The organism is Proteus sp. TSJ240517, from assembly GCF_047921575.1.
Taxonomy (GTDB): domain Bacteria; phylum Pseudomonadota; class Gammaproteobacteria; order Enterobacterales; family Enterobacteriaceae; genus Proteus.
The window spans coordinates 653,227-676,070 of sequence record NZ_JBLRMH010000001.1; the positions used below are offsets into that span (position 1 = coordinate 653,227).

The 22,844-nt window shown below is 38.4% G+C and carries 20 protein-coding genes; 8 read left to right on the forward strand and 12 right to left on the reverse strand.

Annotated features, from left to right (window positions below; translation table 11 throughout):
- Nucleotides 1-19: 19 nt before the first annotated feature.
- Nucleotides 20-1,486, reverse strand: a complete 1,467-nt coding sequence (gene guaB / locus ACNARN_RS03135; protein WP_109373637.1) for an IMP dehydrogenase — start codon at nt 1,484-1,486, stop codon at nt 20-22.
- 169 nt (nt 1,487-1,655) lie between these two features.
- On the opposite strand from guaB, the gene xseA reads away from it, so the two are divergent.
- The gene (xseA, locus tag ACNARN_RS03140) at nt 1,656-3,038 is read left to right on the forward strand and encodes an exodeoxyribonuclease VII large subunit (RefSeq protein ID WP_198619863.1); all 1,383 of its coding nucleotides are present in this window, start codon (nt 1,656-1,658) and stop codon (nt 3,036-3,038) included.
- Between the two features lie 104 nt (nt 3,039-3,142).
- Here the strand turns inward: xseA and ACNARN_RS03145 are convergent, their stop codons facing one another.
- From ACNARN_RS03145 to maeB, 5 genes are all read right to left on the reverse strand, one after another.
- A complete protein-coding gene (locus tag ACNARN_RS03145) occupies nt 3,143-5,386 on the reverse strand; it encodes a TonB-dependent receptor (protein ID WP_416304141.1) in 2,244 nt (747 codons plus the stop codon).
- 165 nt (nt 5,387-5,551) lie between these two features.
- Nucleotides 5,552-7,720: a S9 family peptidase gene (locus ACNARN_RS03150; protein WP_198619861.1), complete on the reverse strand. Its 2,169-nt coding sequence runs from the start codon at nt 7,718-7,720 to the stop codon at nt 5,552-5,554.
- A 28-nt stretch (nt 7,721-7,748) separates the two neighbouring features.
- A complete protein-coding gene (locus ACNARN_RS03155) occupies nt 7,749-8,531 on the reverse strand; it encodes an energy transducer TonB family protein (protein WP_416304142.1) in 783 nt (260 codons plus the stop codon).
- A gap of 45 nt (nt 8,532-8,576) precedes the next feature.
- Entirely contained in the window at nt 8,577-9,446 is an 870-nt protein-coding gene (locus ACNARN_RS03160) for a ChaN family lipoprotein (protein ID WP_196532492.1), read from the reverse strand.
- Between the two features lie 215 nt (nt 9,447-9,661).
- A complete protein-coding gene (gene maeB / locus ACNARN_RS03165; RefSeq protein WP_196532491.1) occupies nt 9,662-11,944 on the reverse strand; it encodes an NADP-dependent oxaloacetate-decarboxylating malate dehydrogenase in 2,283 nt (760 codons plus the stop codon).
- 556 nt (nt 11,945-12,500) lie between these two features.
- Between maeB and ACNARN_RS03170 the strand changes: the two genes are divergently transcribed.
- A complete protein-coding gene (locus tag ACNARN_RS03170) occupies nt 12,501-13,124 on the forward strand; it encodes a response regulator (RefSeq protein WP_069368881.1) in 624 nt (207 codons plus the stop codon).
- A gap of 77 nt (nt 13,125-13,201) precedes the next feature.
- Here the strand turns inward: ACNARN_RS03170 and ACNARN_RS03175 are convergent, their stop codons facing one another.
- Nucleotides 13,202-13,762 carry a hypothetical protein gene (locus ACNARN_RS03175; protein ID WP_100160343.1) on the reverse strand — a complete coding sequence of 187 codons (561 nt, stop codon included), beginning with the start codon at nt 13,760-13,762 and terminating at the stop codon, nt 13,202-13,204.
- 206 nt (nt 13,763-13,968) lie between these two features.
- Between ACNARN_RS03175 and ACNARN_RS03180 the strand changes: the two genes are divergently transcribed.
- The 3 genes from ACNARN_RS03180 to ACNARN_RS03190 are packed head-to-tail and all read left to right on the forward strand — an operon-like array spanning nt 13,969 to nt 16,141.
- A complete protein-coding gene (locus tag ACNARN_RS03180; protein WP_109373644.1) occupies nt 13,969-14,340 on the forward strand; it encodes an ArsC family reductase in 372 nt (123 codons plus the stop codon).
- Nucleotides 14,341-14,345: 5 nt separating this feature from the next.
- Nucleotides 14,346-15,476, forward strand: coding sequence for a succinyl-diaminopimelate desuccinylase (gene dapE, locus ACNARN_RS03185; protein WP_416304143.1), 1,131 nt, complete (start codon nt 14,346-14,348; stop codon nt 15,474-15,476).
- Nucleotides 15,473-16,141, forward strand: a complete 669-nt coding sequence (locus ACNARN_RS03190) for a M15 family metallopeptidase (RefSeq protein ID WP_416304144.1) — start codon at nt 15,473-15,475, stop codon at nt 16,139-16,141. The genes dapE and ACNARN_RS03190 overlap by 4 nt, the downstream gene beginning before the upstream one ends.
- A gap of 2 nt (nt 16,142-16,143) precedes the next feature.
- Here the strand turns inward: ACNARN_RS03190 and ACNARN_RS03195 are convergent, their stop codons facing one another.
- Nucleotides 16,144-16,527 carry a DUF454 family protein gene (locus ACNARN_RS03195; RefSeq protein ID WP_109373647.1) on the reverse strand — a complete coding sequence of 128 codons (384 nt, stop codon included), beginning with the start codon at nt 16,525-16,527 and terminating at the stop codon, nt 16,144-16,146.
- Between the two features lie 98 nt (nt 16,528-16,625).
- Between ACNARN_RS03195 and ACNARN_RS03200 the strand changes: the two genes are divergently transcribed.
- Nucleotides 16,626-16,835: a YpfN family protein gene (locus ACNARN_RS03200; protein WP_109373648.1), complete on the forward strand. Its 210-nt coding sequence runs from the start codon at nt 16,626-16,628 to the stop codon at nt 16,833-16,835.
- Here ACNARN_RS03200 and ACNARN_RS03205 read toward each other — a convergent pair.
- The 3 genes from ACNARN_RS03205 to ACNARN_RS03215 form a co-directional block, all read right to left on the reverse strand.
- A complete protein-coding gene (locus tag ACNARN_RS03205) occupies nt 16,798-18,846 on the reverse strand; it encodes a tRNA(Met) cytidine acetyltransferase TmcA (RefSeq protein ID WP_416304145.1) in 2,049 nt (682 codons plus the stop codon). The two genes, ACNARN_RS03200 and ACNARN_RS03205, sit on opposite strands and share 38 nt — an antisense overlap.
- A 2-nt stretch (nt 18,847-18,848) precedes the next feature.
- Nucleotides 18,849-19,301: a DUF441 domain-containing protein gene (locus tag ACNARN_RS03210; protein WP_006533030.1), complete on the reverse strand. Its 453-nt coding sequence runs from the start codon at nt 19,299-19,301 to the stop codon at nt 18,849-18,851.
- A 61-nt stretch (nt 19,302-19,362) separates the two neighbouring features.
- The gene (locus ACNARN_RS03215; RefSeq protein WP_198619858.1) at nt 19,363-20,247 is read right to left on the reverse strand and encodes a neutral zinc metallopeptidase; all 885 of its coding nucleotides are present in this window, start codon (nt 20,245-20,247) and stop codon (nt 19,363-19,365) included.
- Nucleotides 20,248-20,515: 268 nt separating this feature from the next.
- On the opposite strand from ACNARN_RS03215, the gene ACNARN_RS03220 reads away from it, so the two are divergent.
- Together ACNARN_RS03220 and ACNARN_RS03225 are read left to right on the forward strand one after the other, a co-directional pair.
- Nucleotides 20,516-21,214, forward strand: a complete 699-nt coding sequence (locus ACNARN_RS03220; RefSeq protein ID WP_198619857.1) for a helix-turn-helix transcriptional regulator — start codon at nt 20,516-20,518, stop codon at nt 21,212-21,214.
- Between the two features lie 102 nt (nt 21,215-21,316).
- On the forward strand, nt 21,317-21,928 hold the full coding sequence (locus ACNARN_RS03225; protein WP_198619856.1) for a glutathione S-transferase family protein: 612 nt from the start codon (nt 21,317-21,319) through the stop codon (nt 21,926-21,928).
- Nucleotides 21,929-22,094: 166 nt separating this feature from the next.
- On the opposite strand, the gene purC is transcribed toward ACNARN_RS03225, so the two are convergent.
- A complete protein-coding gene (purC, locus tag ACNARN_RS03230) occupies nt 22,095-22,808 on the reverse strand; it encodes a phosphoribosylaminoimidazolesuccinocarboxamide synthase (protein ID WP_088495303.1) in 714 nt (237 codons plus the stop codon).
- Between the last annotated feature and the right edge of the window lie 36 nt (nt 22,809-22,844).

Sequence of the window (22,844 nt, forward strand, 5' to 3'; positions counted from 1 at the left end):
AAGCCTTTCTCGGAATAAATTACATACCTAAGCGATAGTTAGGTGATTCTTTCGTGATGGTCACATCATGGACATGGCTTTCTTGAATACCGGCACCACTGATACGAACAAATTCAGCTTTAGTATTCAATTCTTTAATTGTTGCGCAGCCTGTTAAGCCCATGCATGAGCGTAAACCACCCATTTGTTGGTGAACGATAGTTTTTAATAAACCTTTATAAGCAACACGGCCTTCGATACCTTCTGGTACTAATTTGTCTGCTGCATTGTCAGTTTGGAAGTAACGATCTGATGAACCTTTAGACATCGCACCTAATGAGCCCATGCCACGATAGGATTTATAAGAACGGCCTTGGAATAGTTCGATTTCGCCCGGAGATTCTTCAGTACCTGCAAACATTGAACCAACCATCACGCAAGCTGCACCTGCTGCTAATGCTTTTGCGATATCGCCAGAGAAACGAATACCACCATCTGCAATAACAGGAATGTTACGATCTTTCAGTGCTTCAACTGCATCTGCAATAGCGGTAATTTGTGGTACACCAACACCAGTTACGATACGTGTTGTACAAATTGAACCAGGACCAATACCAACTTTAACCGCACTTACACCTGCATCTGCCAGTGCTAAAGCACCTTCTGCGGTTGCAACGTTGCCACCAATGATAGGGAGATTTGGATACAATGCACGAGTATCACGAATGCGCTGTAATACGCCTTCAGAATGACCGTGAGAAGAGTCAATAAGTAAAACGTCAACGCCAGCGGCAACTAATGCTGCTACACGCTCTTCGTTACCTGCACCTGCACCAACAGCAGCACCTACACGTAAACGACCGTGTTCATCTTTACATGCGTTTGGTTTACGTTCTGCTTTTTTGAAATCTTTTACAGTGATCATACCTTTCAGATGGAAGTTGTTATCAACCACTAAGGCTTTCTCTACACGTTTTTCATGCATTCTTTGCATGACAACATCTCGTGCTTCGCCTTCTTGTACTGTCACTAAGCGCTCTTTTGGTGTCATTACCGCAGTAACTGGTTGGTCTAAATCAGTAACAAAACGAACATCACGACCAGTAATAATACCCACTAATTCGTTGTCATTAGTCACAACTGGGTAACCCGCAAAGCCATTGCGTTCAGTCATTGCTTGAACTTCACGTAAAGAAGTTTCTGGTGTTACGGTGATAGGATCAGTGACAACACCACTTTCATGTTTTTTCACACGACGAACTTCTTCAGCTTGGCGTTCGATAGACATGTTTTTGTGGATAAAACCAATTCCACCTTCTTGAGCTAATGCGATAGCTAAAGGCGCTTCAGTCACAGTATCCATTGCAGCAGACAGCATAGGAACATTTAGGCGGATTGTTTCAGTCAGTTGAGTAGACAAGTCGGCAGTATTAGGAAGAACAGTGGAGTGTGCAGGAACTAACAAAACATCATCAAATGTAAGTGCTTCTTTTTTAATTCGTAACATAGCAATATCTCACCAAGGCGGCTTTTAGGAAATAGAAAATATTGCCGCGGAATTATACACACCGTAATCGGTTGCTTCTAGCTTTTTTTCAAAATTTTTATTGATCCTGCCACTAACTTAGGTAGTATCAATCAATTAAGTCTTTGTTTTAAAATTTGATCTGGCTCACATGACACTACCGATAAACAATAATATTTTTACTGTTAGCCGTCTAAATAAGACCGTTCGCCAGTTATTAGAAATGGAAATGGGTCGCATTTGGATCAGCGCTGAAATTTCCAATTTTACTCAACCTTCTTCTGGTCACTGGTATTTTACGTTAAAGGATACGAATGCCCAAATCAGAGCGGCGATGTTTCGTGGGCAAAATACTAAAGTTACTTTTCGCCCTCAGCATGGTCAGCAAGTTTTAGTTCGCGCAACAATTACATTGTATGAGCCACGAGGCGATTACCAATTGATTGTTGAGAGTATGCAACCTGCTGGTGACGGGCTATTACAACAACAATTTGAGCTATTAAAACAAAAACTCAGTGCGGAGGGGTTATTTGATGCAATTCATAAAAAACCCCTGCCATCTCCCGCTAAACAAATTGGTGTTATCACTTCATCAACCGGAGCAGCACTACACGACATCTTAAATATTCTTCGTCGTCGTGATCCTTCTTTGCCAGTGCTTATCTACCCAACCGCTGTTCAAGGTGCTGAAGCGCCTATGCAGATTGTTCATGCCATCGAACTTGCTAACCGCCGTAAAGAGTGTGATGTTTTAATTGTTGGTCGTGGTGGCGGTTCGTTAGAAGATCTCTGGGCATTTAATGATGAACGCGTTGCTCGTGCTATTTTTGCCAGTGAAATTCCAATTGTAAGTGCAGTTGGTCATGAAACCGATGTGACCATTGCTGATTTTATTGCCGACCTTAGAGCGCCAACCCCTTCTGCGGCGGCAGAACTCATTAGTCGTAACAAACTTGAGCTATTGCGCCAACTACAATCACAGCAACAACGCCTTGAAATGGCGATGGATTACTATTTAGCGAAAAAATTACGCGCAATAACACAGCTCCATCATCGTTTACAGCAACAGCATCCTCATTTACGTCTTGCTCGTCAGCAAAATGTATTAGCTTCCACACAACAGCGTTTAGTCACTAGTTTTCAGCGGCTATTGCAAGCCAAGCAACATCAACAAACACAACTACAAAAACGCCTTAATTACCAAGAGCCTAGTTCACAAATTCAAGCATTACTTCGCCAACAACAGCAGTTGATTTACCGTATGAGAGAAAGTATTTCACTACAGTTATCTCGTCAACGTGAACAATTCGCTATTAGTTGCTCTCGTTTAGAAAGTGTGAGTCCTCTCGCAACACTTTCTCGCGGTTACAGTATTAGCGAAACAGAGTCTGGAGAAGTGCTGAAAAATACCAAACAAGTGAAAATTGGCGATCCGTTGAAAACACGCGTTGAAGATGGTTGGATCACCAGTGAAGTAGTTAAAACACAAAAGATAAGAGCTAAACGTAAAACAACACCTAAAAGTGACGATTAACTTAAATATTATTGTTTAGTGAAACCGTGATACAAAAAACGGCACCAATCTTCCTTTGATGCCGTTTTTTATTATTTATACTTTAAAATAATCATTACGCTACATTAAAAACGTACTTCTCCTGCAAAAAGATAACTTCTGCCACGGGCAGTTTGTGTATTTGCACTCGGATCTTGCATAATCGGCGCTGAATTACTTCTATCAAGCGCATTAGAATAGTTTTTATTCATTAAATTATGCACGGCAAATTTTAAAGAAATATTTTTATTAATTCTGTAATTACTATAAACGTCGACAACCGTTGGGATATCATCTTGCTGTACCATTGGTACTTTACCTGTATCGTAATCTACCCCTTCTGGTGAGGATTTACGTGCTTTTCCCGTTATTTGGATCACAGTGCCTAGTTCTAATGACTGGTCATCAAAGAAGCGAACACCAGTATCAATAGTGGCATAATATTTAGGTAATTCAGAAGCGGGCGTTTGCCCAAAGTCTGTACTGGCAATCGAAGTCGGCTGTGAAGTTCGTTGATCACTGTATGAAAGGTTAGTGTAAAACACCCCTGCGTCATAATTTGCTTGTAGCTCATAACCACGTAAAGTCACAGGATCAAGGCTATTGGTGTACAAGAAAATATTCCCATCGTATTCTATCCCCACGTAATCCTCGCCAGTTAAAGAACCGTCATTTTTACAACGCACCCCACCTTTACATACCAAATAAGAATCACTGGAAATGTAGTCTTTGATTTTTGTGTGATACCACAATCCTTTAAATCGTAAACTATCACCTTCTATCATTAAATCTGGGTGATAACTATTAAAACCAATTTGGACGGTATCGGCTTTTTCACTTTTTAAAAATGGATTCATTGAAGCACCACCTTCATTGGCAAAAAAGATCTCTTGTGATGTCGGTGCCCTCATGGTGTGTGCATAGCTTACAAAAGGCTGAAATTCAGGAATAATTTCGGCAGAAAACAACATGCCTGGATCCCAATTTCTATCATGGCGACTGAGGTTCATTTCACCTTCGGGGAAACATGCGGCTCGTGGATCACAAGCGGGTTTTCGCCCTTTAATATGATAATCGACATAATTTAAATTAAGGTCGAGAGTATAAATATCATATTCAAATTTCATTTGTGAAAAGAAGCTGGTTAAATCATTTTTTCCTTGAGGTGCAAACGTATTATATTCAACCATATTTTGTGCTTGCCACGGATCAGTAGAAGGTGCAATAACACTGCGTTTGTATTCTGTTGACATTAATTTTGTGCCCAGTGTTAATGCCATATCCAATTCATCATAATTAAAGCGGCTGGTATTTTTAGCGACTAGTGAATCAGATATATTTTTTGCATTTGCTTCACGTAAACTCACAAGAGAATCACCCGCAAACTTTTGCGATGCTTGACTATGGCTAAGCAGAATTTCGCTATCAAATAGATCATTTAATGGTGTATAGCGATATTTTGCATAATAATCTTTAGCATCAATTTTACGGCGATTAAAATCATTGTTATAAAAACGACCACTTAATTCTAATTCATGAGAATCATTTGGTTTTATATTTATTTTGGTAAGTTCTGAGTGTGGTCTTTGATTAAATTCTTTACTTGTAGAAAATTCTTCACTATTAAAGCCAGCGCCATTTTTATAAGACGATTCTATTTTATGTCCACTTAACGCAAGCATTGCACCAACAGAACCATTATCATTAAATAATGAACGCTGCCCTGCAAAAGCAACCATACCGTTATAACCTAAGCCATTTGTACCACCAGCTGCTTTACTTCTGACACCCCAAGTGTGTCCTTGAAATAAAATATCTTCTACACCAATAGTTTTAAAATTAGCACTTCCTGCCAGGGCATTAATACTATTTTCACCGTCTTGTTGACCACGAGAAATATCGATTTGAATAATAAAATTCGGATCGATCATGCTATTAAATTGGTTGTAAGGTTGCGCGCCATGCGCATATTGGCTAGGTGATGTGCTATACATAGTTTGAGTGACACCATCAACCATCATATTAACGCGACCAAAACCACTTAATCCGCGAATATTAACACCAATGCCCGGCTGACTCACATCCATTTGAGTATATGTTCCCGGCGTTGAACGTAATGTTTGTTCAACAGATTCAAGATTATTAATTTCACCAATAGAGCTATAAGCACCCGGTTTTCCCAATGCTTTTTGTTCAGGCGTTTCTTTTTGTGCTGATGAAACTTTTAAGCTACTAAATTGAATCGCTTTATCTGTTTCAGATGCAATGGCAAGATGATTAACACCCGAAAATAAAATAAGAGTGCTAAGTATTTTCCTTGTAAATTTCATAATAAACCTATTCTTTATTTTTATTTAAATAGGCTCACGTTGCTTTATATAAAGTAATTAAACTAGAAAATATTATTATTGTTATGTTTGCTTTAAATAATAGCGCTGTCTCCCTTAAAGAGAGACAGGCTAATTTATTAAACTGATTTACTATTACTGATTATTCTATTTTATATTTTGAGCTTTAAAATAGACTTCAGGCTGTTCTAACATCAGAATAAAGGCATATTCTTTTGCTGTGTCACGTAAACGATTAAAACGCCCTGATTTACCACCATGCCCTGCACTCATATTAGTTTCAAGTAATAGCAGATTATTATCTGTTTTTAATTCACGCAATTTCGCAACCCATTTTGCAGGCTCCCAATATTGCACTTGTGAATCATGTAACCCTGTTGTGACTAATAAATGAGGGTATGCCTTGGCAACCACATTGTCATATGGGCTATACGATTTTAGGCGGAAATAAACGTCTTTATCCGCAGGATTTCCCCATTCTTCATATTCCCCTGTTGTTAAAGGAATTGAAGCATCAAGCATTGTTGTCACAACATCCACAAATGGAACTTGAGATACAACACCTCGGTATAATTCAGGTGCCATATTCACAACGGCGCCCATTAATAATCCGCCCGCACTGCCACCCATAGCGTAAACGTGTTTGGGTGCTCCGTAACCTTTGGCAATTAGATATTTAGTGGCATCAATAAAGTCTGTAAAAGTATTAACTTTATGTTCCATTTTACCTTGGTTATACCAGCGTTTACCTAATTCACCGCCACCACGCACATGCACAATGGCATACACAAAGCCTCGGTCTAATAAGCTTAAACGAGGTGAACTAAACGAAGGATCGATGCTGCTACCGTAAGAGCCATAGCCATAAATTAAGATAGGATTTTCACCTTTCTTAAATAAGTCTTTGCGATAAACCAATGATACGGGAACTTCAACACCGTCTTGTGCTTTTACCCAGATACGCTCGCTTTCATATAAATTGCGTTCAAAGCCTTTCACTTCTTGCTGTTTAAGCAATTGCTTTTGATGCGTTTGCATATTCCATTGATAAGTTGAAGAAGGCGTTGTCATGGAAGTATAACCAAAGCGAAGCTCTTCGCTATCTGCTTGAGGGTTAAAACCTAGCCATGCCATATAAACAGGATCGTCAAAGGTCACATTTGTCGATTGACCTGTTTTCCAATCAATTTGACGTAATGACACTAGTCCTTGTTTTCTTTCTTCCACAACTAACCAGCGATTAAAGAGATCAAAACCTTCTAAATCGACCTCTTTTTGTGGTGCAATGACGGTTTCCCAAGGCTTATCGATTGATGCCGTTTTATAAAGACCAAACAATTCACTCTCATGATTCGAACGAATATAGAATTCACCATTAAAATGGTCGATATCATATTCACGCCCTTCTTGACGCGCAGAGAATATTACCATTGGTTTTTCTGGCGCATTCGCATCAATTAAACGAGATTCTGAGGTTGTTGAGCTTTCAATAGAGACAAGAATGTAATCTTCAGATTTACTTTTACCCATCCATGTATAAAAGCGATCGTCGTTTTCTTCGAAGATTTTGACATCTTGTTTACGATCAGTGCCATATTGATGGCGATAGATTTGATAAGGCAGTAAGGTTTGCGGATCTTTATCAACATAAAATAGTGTTTTGCTGTCGTTTGCCCACACAAGATTTGCTGAGATATTGGTTAACACATTCTCTTTCCATGTATTATCCGATAAATCTTTATAGGCAACATTATAGTTTCTGCGCCCTTCTTTATCTTCTGCAATAGCGATACGTTTGTTATCTGGGCTGATTGTCAAATCACCTAATTGATAGAATTCGTGCCCTTTAGCACGTTCGTTTCCATCAACGAGAACTTCCCATTCACCTTCGCTATTTACTGGTTTACGCTGATAAATAGGGAAATCTTTACCTTCTTGATAAATAGTACGATAAGTATAGCCATTATAAATATAAGGCACTGATTCATCGTTTTGAGCCATACGGCTCACCATTTCATTAAAGAGCGTTTCTTCGAGCGCCTTGCCTTCTTTCATCACTGATTCAGTATAGGCATTTTCAGCATTCAGATAATCAAGCACGTTAGGATCTTTACGTGAATCATCTCTTAGCCAATAGTAATTATCGGTGCGCGTGTCTCCATGTTCTGTCATCACATGAGGCACTTTATTCGCTTTTGGTGGCATCACTAGGGAGTCCTTCTGATTTTGAGCCAATGCAGGTGTTGCTGAAATTAACAATGCCATGATCACACTCGTTAATTGCAACGTCATCCGTTTTTTTGTTGCGACTAGCATAACGTTTTATTTCCTTTTTGACCTGTTGTTAGAACGTTAGTGTAGAAAACTCAATTGGCATTTCAACCATTATTTTACCTTTCGACAATAACTCAATTGGCGGTATCGGTAAGGGCTCTGCACGTTTGAGTACTCGTTGTGCTTCTCTGTCTAAAGAACGCACGCCACTACTAAGAATTAATTCACTCGATATGACATAACCTTGTTCATCAACAATAAAGCGTACTTTAGAAATCCCTGTTCTACCTTTACTTTTAGCTTCTTCGGGATAGGCTTTATAGCGATTAAGATGCCCTTTTGTTTTAGCTTGCCATAATGCTAATGCGCTTTCCCTGCTATCTGAATCGCTATCATAATTTGCACTAACATCATTAGATTGCTGTTTCGCCGCAGAGCGACTGCTTGATGGTGCTGATTGGCTAGACACATTTTCGCTAATAGTAGGCGCGGGCTTTACCGGAGAGGTTATAGGTGTCACTTTAGCTGTTTGCTCTACATTGACTCTTTTTTTAGGTTTTTCGAGCAAAATATCTGCATTTTCATTCACAATCAGATCAGGCTGTTTTTCAGCAATATCTTGCTCTACCTTTTTTTGACTTGCTACCGCCAATTGTTGATCGACGCCTACAACCTGTTTTTCATCACTGAGTGCTTGTACGTTTTCACTTAAGCTCATCATTACAGCTAATTCTGGCTCTTGTATAAGTACCGTATTCTCTTTATTGAAATAAAAATAAGCCATGACAAAAATAGCATGTACACCGAGAGCCAAAATAAATGCTTTAGAACTACAAAGCTGAAATTTTGGCATTTGATCCATACAAGAAGAAATAAGCATATTCGTGTTATCAATAAATTAAGGTAAGGCGACAGGTGTTATCCAAAGATAATCGGCATGAACGGAAGTCACATCACTTCCCTCTTCCGTCATTATCACCACAGTTACTTTTTCATTCGGCGCTAGATCAGCAACGTGTAAAGGTACACCCATTACTTTTGTGGCATGAAAAGAGCCAGCAATTAACAGTGCGGGTGTCGGAGCATCTAATAAACTTTTAGCCATTGCACGATCACGCAATTGCTGAATAACCGTCATTTTTTCTGCTTGTGTTTTATCAAGCTCACCGCCATGAGAAAGCTCAATTGTTTTTTGAATAAGTTGGCGAACAGATGTATCAGTTGAATGCACACCATCAATAATAGGAGGATTTTTATACGCACTAGATATTTCACTGCGATCAATATTTGCCGCTAATAAAGGATAATCAGCGCTTAGCCCTGCTTTAACTATATTGCCATACCATTTCCAAGGCCAACCTGAATTCCATTTTAATGCAGCCATTAGTCGCTCATCTCGTAGATATTCAGAGCCTGAATAACGTTTCTTTGTGTTATCCACTAATGATTGCTGGCTTGGCGTTAGCATCTCAAGTAAAACCGCTCCTTGAGGGCGTTTTTTAGGTAGCTCTGTCATTAACCAATATTCAATATCATGATGATAAGCATTGTCATGTTTTTCACCAATAATCACATGTGATTGACTTGCTAATCGTGTTAACAGTGTGTCTGCTGTGATGGATTGCCCAGTCTGAGTATCAATGATGTTTGCTGACTGAATAATTGCCAGATCTACGGTTGATACAGGTTGTTTTTCTATTGAATGACATGCTGAAAGACTTATTAATGAAACTAGTAGTAAGATCCTTTTTGATATTGAGAAAAACATAATCATCCTATTAGTTATATATACTTACTTTAGTTAGACGCATAGGTTAATATTGTTGCTAATAATTATCAATATCATTCTTATATTAATTTGTATTTAATATTATTTGTACTGATTTGATGAGCATAAAAAACCCCCGATAATCGGTTGTCCAACTATCGGGGGTCACTTCAATAAAAGGCGCTTTATGAATGGAATTATTTAATTAGTAACAATTAATTTTGAGATTGTGCCTGAGCTTCCACAACAGCTAATGCCACCATATTCACGATACGACGTACTGATGCAATTGGCGTCAAGATGTGGGCAGGTTTAGCAACACCCATTAATACTGGTCCTACTGTCACACCATCAGAGCTTGTCACACGCAGCAAGTTATAGCTAATACGTGCAGCTTCCATTGTTGGCATAACTAATAGGTTTGCAGCGCCTTTTAATGGACTATCTGGCATCACATCACGGCGAATAGATTCTACTAATGCTGCATCTGCATGCATTTCACCATCAATCTCTAATTCAGGTGCACGTTGCTTGATTATCTCTAACGCTTTTCTGAGTTTGATTGAAGATGGGCTATCAAATGAGCCGAAACTTGAACGAGAAACCAGCGCTGCTTTTGGCTCGATACCAAAGCGACGAATAGTATCAGCAGCCATAATCGTAATATCGGCTAGTTGTTCTGCGGTCGGATCTTCATTAACGTAAGTGTCTGTAATAAAGGTGTTACCACTTGGCAATAGCAGAGCATTCATTGCTCCTGCGGTTTCCATTCCTTCACGTAAGCCAAACACATTTTTGTAGATTTCAAAATGTTCAGAATAGCTACCCACAGTACCACAAATCAGGCCATCTGCTTCACCTCGGCGAACCATAATGGCACCAATAAGTGTTGGATTGCCAATCATTGCACGGCGAGCTTGCTCTTGTGATACACCGCGACGTTTCATGATTTGGTGATATTCTTGCCAATACTCTTTGAAACGTGGGTCGTTTTCATTATTCACCACCTCAAAGTCTTTACCAGCTTTAATGTGTAAACCCAATTTCTGAATACGCATTTCAATCACACTAGGACGACCAATTAAAATTGGAGTGGCTAATCCTAATGTTACTAATTCTTGTGTTGCATGCAGTACGCGGTTTTCTTCCCCTTCTGCTAACACAATGCGTTTTTTCTCTTTTTTCGCTTGCGAGAAAATAGGTTTCATAAATAAGTTCGTTTTATAAACAAACTCATTAAGGTGTTCAATATAAGCAGAAAAATCTTCAATTGGACGAGTTGCAACACCTGAATCCATCGCCGCTTTTGCAACTGCTGGCGCAATTTTCACAATCAAACGTGGATCAAACGGTTTCGGAATAATGTATTCAGGACCAAAAGAGAGTTCCTGATCACCATAGGCAGAAGCAACTTCTTCGTTTTGTTCCGCGAGTGCTAATTCTGCAATAGCATGAACACAAGCGAGTTTCATCTCTTCATTAATTGCTGTCGCACCAACGTCTAATGCGCCACGGAAGATGAATGGGAAACACAATACGTTATTAACCTGATTTGGGTAGTCAGAACGCCCTGTACAGATAATCGCATCTGAACGTACAGCTTTTACTAACGGCGGTAAAATTTCAGGTTCTGGGTTTGCAAGCGCGAGAATAAGTGGATCGCGAGCCATTTTCTTGACCATTTCTTGCGTTAATACGCCAGGCCCTGAGCAACCTAAGAAAATATCAGCATTATTAATAACGTCATCTAATGTACGAGTACCGTTATCTTCGATTGCATAAGCAGCTTTGGTTTCTGCCATATTAGCTTCACGTCCACGGTAGATAACCCCTTTAGAGTCACATACAGTGATGTTTTCGCGTGTTAGCCCTAAAGCAACTAATAAGTTCATACAAGCAATAGACGCGGCACCTGCTCCTGATACCACTAATTTTACTTTACTAATTTCTTTTTTAATAATACGCAAGCCATTGAGAATTGCGGCTGTAGAGATAATCGCTGTACCATGCTGATCATCATGGAATACAGGAATGTTCATTTTCTCACGCAGTTTTTTCTCAATATAGAAACACTCTGGTGCTTTAATATCTTCGAGGTTAATACCACCAAATGTTGGCTCTAATGATGCGATAATATCAACGAGTTTGTCAGGATCTGTCTCATTAACTTCAATGTCAAAAACATCAACGCCAGAAAACTTCTTAAACAAAACGCCTTTACCTTCCATCACAGGCTTACCTGCTAAGGCACCGATATTTCCAAGTCCAAGTACCGCAGTACCATTTGAAATCACCGCGACAAGGTTACCTTTGGCTGTGTAGCGATAAGCAGCAAGAGGATCTGCTGCAATTTCTAAACAAGGAGCGGCGACGCCTGGTGAATAAGCTAATGCTAAATCACGTTGGGTTATGAGTGGTTTTGTTGGTGTTACTGTGATTTTGCCAGGTACGGGAAATTCATGAAAATCTAGAGCGCTTTGTTTTAATTTGTCTTCCATCTTCATATCCTTTGTATCAATAGGGTAAGGGCTTCGTTAGTATAATGGTAATGGAGCGTTAAATCATGACGGCTCCGACACTTTTTTCAAATTAGTAAACAAGATTTATTATAAACAATTAATACCTAGTTATAGGTATATTATTAACACTATTTAATTTCACCGGTGTAATAAACTCGAACAGAAAAAAGACAATATTTGTTTATTATTTACCAGATATTAAATTAACATTTAAAATAATTAATTTTTTTATATTGTTTAAAAAAACAATAACTATTTTCACTTTTTGATTATTTTTTAAATAGCCTTATCTCTGCACAACTCATTGTAACTATAAAGATTTTATAGAATTAGATTTTTTGTTAGTCGTTTTGGTTATTTTCTTTTTTACCCGTAACAATAATTGGTGTAATATTGCGAACCGTCAATTTTATTTTCTTATTATTTTAATAAGATGTCTGATTCTAATTTTTATTCCTCATTTGGAATTTACTTTTTTATTTTCTGCTATTGGAAAGATTACGCACATTATTATTTTTTTTTAGGGAGAGGGGTTATGCCTAGCTACTCAATTATGATAGTGGATGATCACCCTATCATGAGATATGGATTACGGCTATTGTTAGAAAAAGACAAGGACTTTGTCGTAGTAAGCGAAAGTGGCAATGCTCAAGAGGCTGTAACCGCTGCAAAACAGTTAAATCCAGACTTAATTATGATGGATTTAAATCTACAAGGGCGTTCAGGTATCGATATTATTCGAACACTTCGCCGCTCTGGTTTAACATCTTATGTTCTTGTTTTATCCGTTTCTGATTCACGTAATGATGTTTACGCTGCGTTGGATGCTGGCGCAAACGGTTATCTTTTAAAAGAGTGTGAGTTAGACATGCTATTACTTAGCCTACGCAAAGCAGCTGTTGGGCATCCTGTTTATAGTGAGCGAGTGTGGCAATATATTCAGCTTAGGCAAAACTATTCTGATCCACTTTCAGCATTGACTAAAAGAGAGTTGGATGTTCTTCATGAAGTGTCTGCTGGAATGAAAAATAAACAAATTGCTGAGAATTTATTTATTTCTGAAGAAACAGTGAAAGTCCACATTCGTAATATTTTAAAGAAACTGCAAGTCACTTCTCGTTTAGCTGCCAGTCTTATTCTTATTAAGCATCAGTACTAAACGCTTTACCCCGACACAGGGTCGGGGTAATCAGAGCTATTATTGAATATTCTGCTTAGTGCTATATTAAATCATCTCTACTCAATAGGAACTGGATAACTTAATACTTTAAAATGGTTATCTGGTAATTTTTCGATATTTAACTGATACAGCTCTCGATTTATTCCATTAATCACAATATCAAGTTCGCTAAAAGCGGATTGTATTTCTTCATTGGTTGCCCATGAAGGAATACCTTTTACACCATAATAAAAATAAATTTTACTTTTGCCTGATCCTATCGGTTGGATCTCTTTAATTTGGCTAATGAACAGGTGACCATAACAGAAGTCTTGATAAGGTTGCCATGCTCTACGCCCTTTTTCACTGAGATTGAACACCCATTCTTCTCCATTTGCGGTTTGTTCAATCAATCCTGCCTCAACTAATGCATGCATTCTTTCTAGCACCCAAGGTGCATCATCTTCATTGCTGTACACAGGCCATTTCCCTTCGCCCAAACACAATAAATAATCACTGTTAAAAAAAGCCTCTAAGGCTATTTTATACTCATCAACTTTTTGACTGTCATTTTCTTCATCTGCCCAGCTAAAAGAAGAAAGTAAAAGCAATATAAGACTCAGTGAAATACTTTTCATATTCTCTTTTACCAACGGAAATCTTTATTCGTATTTGTATTACTCTACGCTACACAATTCGTTACACTAACGTGACAGTTTAATATCCGATATATTTTATAATGTAAATAGGATTTTTCACTACAACAAAAGCTGTTATTTTGGAATTGTATAACACTCATTCTCATCAATACTAATATTACGTATTGTCATATAAGGAAAATATCATGTCCACGACAAACCTGACATATACCATGTACGGCATAAAAAATTGCGATACAATCAAAAAAGCACGTAAATGGCTAGATGATAATCATGTTCCCTACACGTTTCATGATTACCGCAAAGAGGGTTTGACGGAAGCATTATTACGCACCTTTACAGAAAATTTAGATTGGCAGACACTTGTGAATAAAAGAGGAACAACTTGGCGTCAATTATCTGATGAAGAAAAAAACGCAATCACTGATGTTACCTCTGCAATCTCACTTATGTTAGATAAACCCGCGATCATTAAACGCCCTATTCTTGTGTCATCAGACAACCGCTTTGTTGTTGGTTTTGATGTCAATGATTATTCGTCCTTTACAGGAGCCTAATTTTTATGTCCTGTCCTGTTATTGAGCTTGCACAACAACTGATTTCGCGTCCCTCAATCAGCCCTGATGATCAAGGTTGTCAGCAACTGATTATCGATAGGCTTGCCCCTCTTGGTTTTACGATTGAAAGAATGCCTTTTGGTGAAACTGAAAATCTCTGGGCTTGTCGTGGTGGTGAAGGCGAAACACTAGCTTTTGCTGGTCATACTGATGTTGTACCAACAGGTGATCTTGATTTGTGGGATAACCCGCCTTTTGAACCATCTATTCGTGATGGTATGTTATATGGACGCGGTGCGGCGGATATGAAAGGCTCGCTTGCCGCCATGATTGTCGCTGCTGAACGTTTTGTTCGCTCTTATCCTGATCACCGTGGACGACTAGCCTTTTTAATTACATCGGATGAAGAAGCCAAAGCCACAGACGGCACGGTTAAAGTCGTACAATCGTTAATGTCACGTGGCGAACGTCTCGACTATTGCCTTGTGGGTGAGCCTTCAAGCCAACATCATTTAGGCGATATGGTAAAAAATGGTCGTCGAGGCTCAATAACAGCAAATTTAATTATTCAAGGTGTGCAAGGTCATGTCGCTTACCCTCACCTTGCAGAAAATCCTATTCATCTTGCCTCCCCTTTTATCCAAGAGCTCGTTAATACTGTTTGGGATGAAGGTAACGAGTTTTTCCCAGCAACCACAATGCAAATTGCTAATATCCATGCAGGTACAGGCAGCAATAATGTGATCCCCGGTGAGCTGCTTATTCAATTTAATTTCCGCTTTAGTACTGCCATTACAGATGAAGAAATTCGCCAACGTACAGAAGCGTTATTACAAAAGCATCAACTTCGCTATCAGTTGGAATGGTCTTTATCTGGTCAGCCTTTTATTACTGGGCAAGGTAAATTACTTGAAGCTGTCCGTTACTCCGTTAAGCATTACACCAATTTAGAGCCAGAGCTTTCCACCAGTGGAGGCACTTCTGATGGTCGATTTATTGCCCAAATGGGCGCGCAAGTTGTCGAATTAGGCCCTGTTAATGCAACAATTCATAAAGTTAATGAGTGTGTTAATGCGGCAGATTTACAACAGCTTAGCCGAATTTATCAGCGGGTTATGGAGCAACTTATTTTATGATAACGCCTTTAATGCTAACTGGCCGTTCTACTGATCATTTAGTCACTTTATCTGGTCAGCATCGCTTACAATTTAATGCCACTAAAGCTTTTTTAGCATTACAACAACAAGCCACAAAAGCAGGCTTTAAATTAATGCCAGCCAGCTCTTTTCGTGATTTTAATCGCCAATTAGCTATATGGAATGGAAAGTTTGAAGGTACTCGTCCTGTTTTAGATGCACAAAGCCAGCCAATAGATATTCATGCATTATCAGATGGTAAGCGCTGTATCGCTATTTTAAAATGGTCAGCATTGCCTGGTGCAAGTCGCCACCATTGGGGCACTGAGATTGATATTTACGATCCTTTTCGTTTACCTGAAGGGCAATCATTACAATTAGAACCTTGGGAATACGAAGATGGTGGCTATTTTGCAGAGCTTAATGAATGGTTAACAGAGAATATGTCAGCGTATGACTTTTATCGCCCTTTTACTCATAAAGAGAGCGATATTGCTTACGAGCCATGGCATATCAGTTATTGGCCTCTTTCCCATGAAGCTTCTCTTGCTTATACACCTGATATTCTAAAATCTGTGTTAGAAGAAGAGAATATTTATGGTAAACAGTGGCTATTAGCTAATCTTGACGAAATATTTGCACGTTACATTGTTTTGCCTGAATAACGTTATTTTTCACATGGGACTTCTTGTTGATCATTAACAGGAAGTCTCCACATAAATATCAACAAACACACTAAGATTATCAGCAATAATATTCTGACCCAAAGCATAGACACTAGCCACAGTGAAATCGCAAAGGTAATTAAGATCACTAAGATAGCTTTAGGTTTCGCCCCTTTAGGCATAGCGTGATAAGTTTGCCAATATCGTAAATAAGGACCAAACCAAGAGCGATAAAGTAACCAATAATGGAAGCGCTTCGATGAACGAGAAAAACACCATGCAGCAAGCAATAAGAAAGGTGTAGTGGGTAACACAGGCAAAATAACACCTAATGTAGCTAATCCAACACATAACCAACCTGCTATAATCAATAATATCCGTTTCATGCTGTGCTTTTCCAACCTATGCTTTATTGTGTTATTTTATAGAGTAAATAAAAAAGATCCTCATTCTCAACAACAATTTTAAAATATAAGGCTTATTTATGCACTGGATTGCTGACTATTGGTGGGTAATTTTAATTCTTTTAGTAGGAATTATCATTAACGCTATTAAAGATATGAACAAAATCGATCCCAAGCAATTTCTTAAAAATAAGCGAAAGTTGCCTCCACATCGTGATTTTAATGATAAATGGGATGATGAAGATGATTGGCCTAAACAAAATCAAAACAAGAAGGATGAGAATAAGTAGCTAACCACTGTTGATAACGCGATGTTAATTGAGGATCTTTTTCAGCCATTAATTGCGCACATTGCTCTCTTAATTGCTTAGTTAAGATTTTTTTTCCTGATAAAGAAAACTCAGCCACACACTGCTCGACTGACTTATTGTCTACAAAAAAAGCCACTAATAACGGGTAGTGTTGCTCATAACCTGCTAAAAAATTAGCAACACTCTCATAAACAGTCAGTGCTGGACGATGAGCAAATGCAAAACCCGCCATCACTAACCAACGGTCTTGTGATGTAGCGATATGATTTGGTATTAAATTATCCGCTAAGCAGAGCTTGGTTTGCTGTTCTATCTGCGGATATTGCAAAGCAAAAGCACGTAAAGACGAGCGTAATAACTGTTCGCCTTTTTCTGTTAGTGGATAAATTGCCATTGCAGCGTAGCATCCACTGCTTGCCTCTTTATGTACCCCTAAGCGCACTATTTGAAAGCCACATTGCATCCAAAACTGTGCTAACACTTCGGTATAACCAAAGCTCACCGAAAGATAATCAATAGTCTGTTTTTGACTCTCTTTTACAATATTAGCAATTAAAGTTGCGGCAATTTTTTGGCGTCGATATTGAGGTAAAACAGCAATGCGGCTAATACGCAATGAGTTCAAACACATTGCATCGGGTGTTAAACCATAAGTTACTAATGATTGAGCAACCAGATTACCTCTTGGCCTACGAGTACCTAGCCAGACATCATAAGCAAGTTCGAAAGGTAATCCTCCTTCTTCGATACACCACACAGCACCCACGATTTTTTTATTGATTGATGCTGACCAATAACGCTGCTTTTGACCATCAAGTAAACGTCGTAGATCAAGTGGCGTTGTTCGATAATGCGCACTGGTAAGTAACTGATAAAAATCATGTAGTTGTAAAATATTGTTATGCCAATTTCCTTGAAGCTGGTGGATATCGACTCCACCTTGTTTCTGACGCTCAAAATCAGACTCAAGCTCATCAAGCAATAACAACTGATTAAGCCAATTTTCTAATGGACAATCTTTAGCCCAACGAATTGGTGTTTGTAATTGATAGGTATGCAAATTAGGAATGTTGTCTCCTAATTTCAGCATAAAACCTCGCCCTGTTCCTTCATAGCCTTGTACTGTAGTTGTCATTAAGACATTAGGGAAATAACCACACAGCACTTCTAGTTGTGCAATAGGCAAAGAAGCAGCCTCATCAATAATCAGCCAATCACTTTGGATTTCGTTATTTATACACAGCGCTAATAAATTATCAGGAGAGTAAAATGAAATAGCTTTATTGGTGTGTGAAGATAAAACATCTATACTATTTTTAGCAGGTGCACATACCAGTACATTTCCTTGATATTGATCGATAAACATTCCCGCCAGCGCTGACTTTCCTCTGCCTCTTGGTGCAATAACACTCCAAATACCCGATGTCGATAATAGCAAATTATCTAAAATTACTTGCTGTTCTGCGGTTGGTTTACCTTGTGGAAGTGCCCAAGGTTTAGCCTTTTCAATCAATTTGGGTAATTGAAATGGCGTTGATTGTTGCCAGACAATTGCTTTGTCATCACCTAAAGTGATGTTTTTTAGCCATGCCATAAAATTTGGTGTTGAAAGCACCCCTTGAGCATCATTCCATCGCTGACTATCGTTATCGGTATAACTATCCCAACGTTCAATATCAGGCAAGCACAAAATCAATACACTACCTGCTTTTAATGTGCCCGTTAACATGGCTAAAGCATCAGTATTAAATCCTTCATTAGCATCAAAAACCGCATGTAGGAACTCACGTCCCAATAGGCGAATAGCTTGTTCAGGTAAAATAGCATGGGGTTGATTGGAAGAAATAGTGACCCAATCACCTTGGCATAATTGAGTAATTTGCTGGATCTGTGCCGTTTGCCATGCTGGTTCACCCGCTAATAGCAGTAACTGGCGTTGCCCTAATTGAGCTAATTTTTGCTGATATTGATGTAAATGAGACAATGGCACAGCTAGGATTTACCGATTAACAATGAAAGAATACCAGCTGCAATTAATGGTCCAACAGGCACACCTCGGAAAAGTGCGACACCAATGACTGTTCCCACTAATAAGCCAGCAACCGTTGAAGGCTGGTTATTCATTAGAGAAACGCCCCGTGCGCCTAACCAAGAAACCGCGATACCTATCGCAATTGCTAGTAATGATTTCCAGTTTAAAAATGAGTTAAGAACTTCTTGCCCTGAAATACGTCCTGTTGCTATGGGTGTCATTACCCCAATGGTCAAAATTAAGATCCCGATAGTCATGCCATATTTTTCAACAACAGGAAAATATTGATTTAGAGGTGTGATTTTAATCACTAGCAAAGCAAGCATTGCTAACGTTACAGTCATATTATGACTAATAATGCCAAGTCCTGCGAGAACCAGCAAAATTAATAGTGAGGGATCAACGTTACTCATGTTTGTTCCTAAGCCTTTCTCTTTATAGCGTTAATTATCTTTTATTTACCGACAAATGGTATTAGTTCAAAGACGAAGAAGCAAATGTATCGCAAGATTTAATACTGCCACTGTTATAGCCTCTCATAAACCAAGTCTTGCGCTGTTCTGCTGTGCCGTGTGTAAAACTATCGGGCACTACATAACCTTGCTGTTGTTTCTGTAACTTGTCATCACCTATCGCTTGCGCCGTTTTGATCGCGGTTAATAAATCGCTTTCATCAATACGACCTTCACCTGCAATAAAATGTCCCCACATTCCAGCAAAACAGTCTGCTTGCAACTCTAATTTTACAGATAAACGATTTGCCTCTGCTTTTGAACGCGCCATTTGTTGTTTTTCACGCATTTGATTAGTGATACCTAATAAATGCTGAACATGGTGCCCTACTTCATGTGAAATCACATAACCTTGAGCAAATTCACCGCCACCACCTAGGCTATGTTTCATTTCATTATAAAAAGAGAGATCGAGATAAATCTTTCTATCTGCGGGACAATAAAAAGGCCCCATTATTTTTGTACCTGTACCGCATTGCGTTGTGGTGCTGTTGGTATATAAAACAAGTTTAGGATAGCTATATTGTTTGCCTGCTTGTGCAAAAATAGTTTGCCAAAAATCTTCTGTACTGGCTAAAACGACGCTACTAAAATCTGCGGCTTCATTATAAAGGGCACTTTGTTGTTCGTTGCGTTGTGGCGATTGGTCGGTTTCACCCGTTAATGAGTTAAAGTCAAATCCCATAAAACTGGCTATCACTAAAACAATAATAACCACAAACCCATATTTAGTGCGTAACAAAAGTGCAATTAATCCTAATGGGAGATTGCCACCGCCTGATGCGGGAGAAGATTGCCCTCTTCTATCTTCAACATTGTCACTTCTTCGGCGATCATTCCAACGCATAACTTATCCCCACATTTTAAATAGACGACTTTAGATTTATTATGAACAAATTTATCACTTGATTTGAGATAATAACAAATAATTGCAATCTCTATTCCCTATTTTTTAAGAGCAAGATAATAGAGACTATCAGAGTAAGCTAGTACCCGTTGTCACAACGAAAAAAATAAGCATCATAAGGAATTAAAACTGCTTTTTTAACGATTTCATAATAGAATTCTTATTTCTTGCCTTTGTATTTTTTCTTCACTAATAAATAGATAATTTAATGACTCGAACTCAACGTTTACTCACTTTATTGCAGATTTTAAAAGAAAATCGCTATCCGATAACGGCAGAGGTATTAGCAGATAAATTACAAATTAGTGTTAGATCTATTTATCGTGATATTGAGTCTTTACGTAATCAAGGTGCTGAAATTACGGGTGAAGCAGGTATAGGTTATCAGCTAAAATCAGGTTTACTCCTACCGCCATTAACCTTTGATATTAATGAACTTGAAGCACTTATTTTAGGTTTACGTTGGGTAGAAAGTAATACAGATAAAGAGTTAAGTCACTCGGCGTTACGGGCAATTAATAAAATCAATGCTGTAATAACAACACAGCATCAAACATTGCTTGAACAAAATACATTGTTTGTTCCCACTAACCGAATTATTGAAGTTGATCATACCATTGCTAAAGATATGCGTTTTAGTTTACGCGAAGAAAAAAAAGCCAAAATAGATTATAAAGATGCTCAAAAACAATTAAGCACTCGAATTATTTGGCCTATTGCTGTGGGTTACTTTCAAGATTCACAAGTGATTGCTGCATGGTGTGAACTACGCCAAAGCTATCGCCATTTTAGGCTCGATAGAATTATCTCTTATGAAGTATTAAGTGAGAATTTGCCTTACCCTAAAAACTATTTACTCTCTCGATGGAAAAAAGAGATCCTCAAAGAGGCTCCTGACAAAAACTGACGCACCGTTTGCGTAATATCTTCCTTGCTGTTCGCTGTTCTTTGTTTAGCTATAGTTTCAGTTTAAACAACTTCATATTAATCAACACAGTAAGGAAACATTATGAGTGAACTTATTCTTTATACTAATACAATGTCTCGCGGTAACACCGTTGAACTTTTCTTAAAAATATTAGATGTGTCTTATCAGCGTGTTGAATTAGAATATGGCGAACCAATGCGCACCCCTGAATATCTTGCTATTAATCCGATGGCAAAAGTTCCTGCATTAGTCGATGGCGAAACCGTTGTTACAGAGACGGCGGCAATTTGTGCTTATTTAGCAGATAAGTTTATTGAAAAAGGATTTGCTCCTGCCCTTAATTCACCTGAGCGTGCTGCTTATTATCGTTGGTTCTTTTTTACAGCAGGCCCTATTGAATCTGCATTTACGGTGAAAGAGCTTGGTATTGAACTTAATGAAGAACAGCAAAAATCATCTGGTTTTGGTTCTTTTGAACGCGCTTTTCATTGCTTAGAAACGGGCTTAGCCAGCGCCAAACCTTATCTTTGTGGTAAAAATCTGACTGCCGCTGATATTTATGTGGGTTATTTCCTTATATTTTTGTGCAAGTATGCGCTTATCCAGCCTACACCTCTGATTAATCAATATATTGATAGCCTTGCGCTTAATAATGAGATTAAACAATTATTAGAAAGCTTAGGATTACGATAAATTTTCTTATTATTAAACATAATTCAATCAAGCTATCTGCATAGTTACTTAATTATGTTCTTTAATACATTTTCATTTAAAACGTGATATTTAAAACAAAAGGTCAGCTTTTAAGCTGACCTTTTCTAATTACATCTTGTTTAACTTGACGTAATCGTTTGCGTATTTAGTCTAAAGAAACACCGATTCGACGTGCAACTTCTTCGTATGCTTCAATTAATCCGCCTAAGCTTTGACGGAAACGGTCTTTATCCATTTTATCTAAGGTGTTTTTATCCCATAGACGGCTTCCATCAGGAGAGAATTCATCTCCTAATACAACTTTGCCATGAAATAGACCAAACTCAAGTTTAAAATCGACTAAAATAAGTCCTGCTTTATCAAAGAGTTCGCTAAGGACATCGTTTGCTTTATAACTCAAACGTTTCATTTCTGCGAGGTTTTCTTTAGACACCCAACCAAAGGTTTCACAATAAGATTCATTGACCATAGGATCATGACGAGCATCATCTTTCAAGAATAAATCAAAGATTGGTGGATTTAAAAGTGTACCTTCTTCGATACCTAAACGTTTGACTAATGATCCCGCTGCACGATTACGGATAACGCATTCAACAGGTACCATATCGAGTTTTTTTACTAGCACTTCATTATCAGAAAGCAAACGTTCCATCTGCGTTGGGATACCCGCTTCTTCCAGTTTATTCATAATGAAATGGTTAAATTTGTTATTTACCATTCCTTTACGATCAAACTGTTCAATACGTTGGCCATCTAACGCTGATGTATCATTTCTGAATTCAAGGATAAGAAAATCAGAAGATTCAGTGGCGTAGACCGTTTTGGCTTTTCCACGATACAACTCAGCTTTTTTCTGCATCTGACACACTCCAAAGATGTGATAGGTTTAACAAGA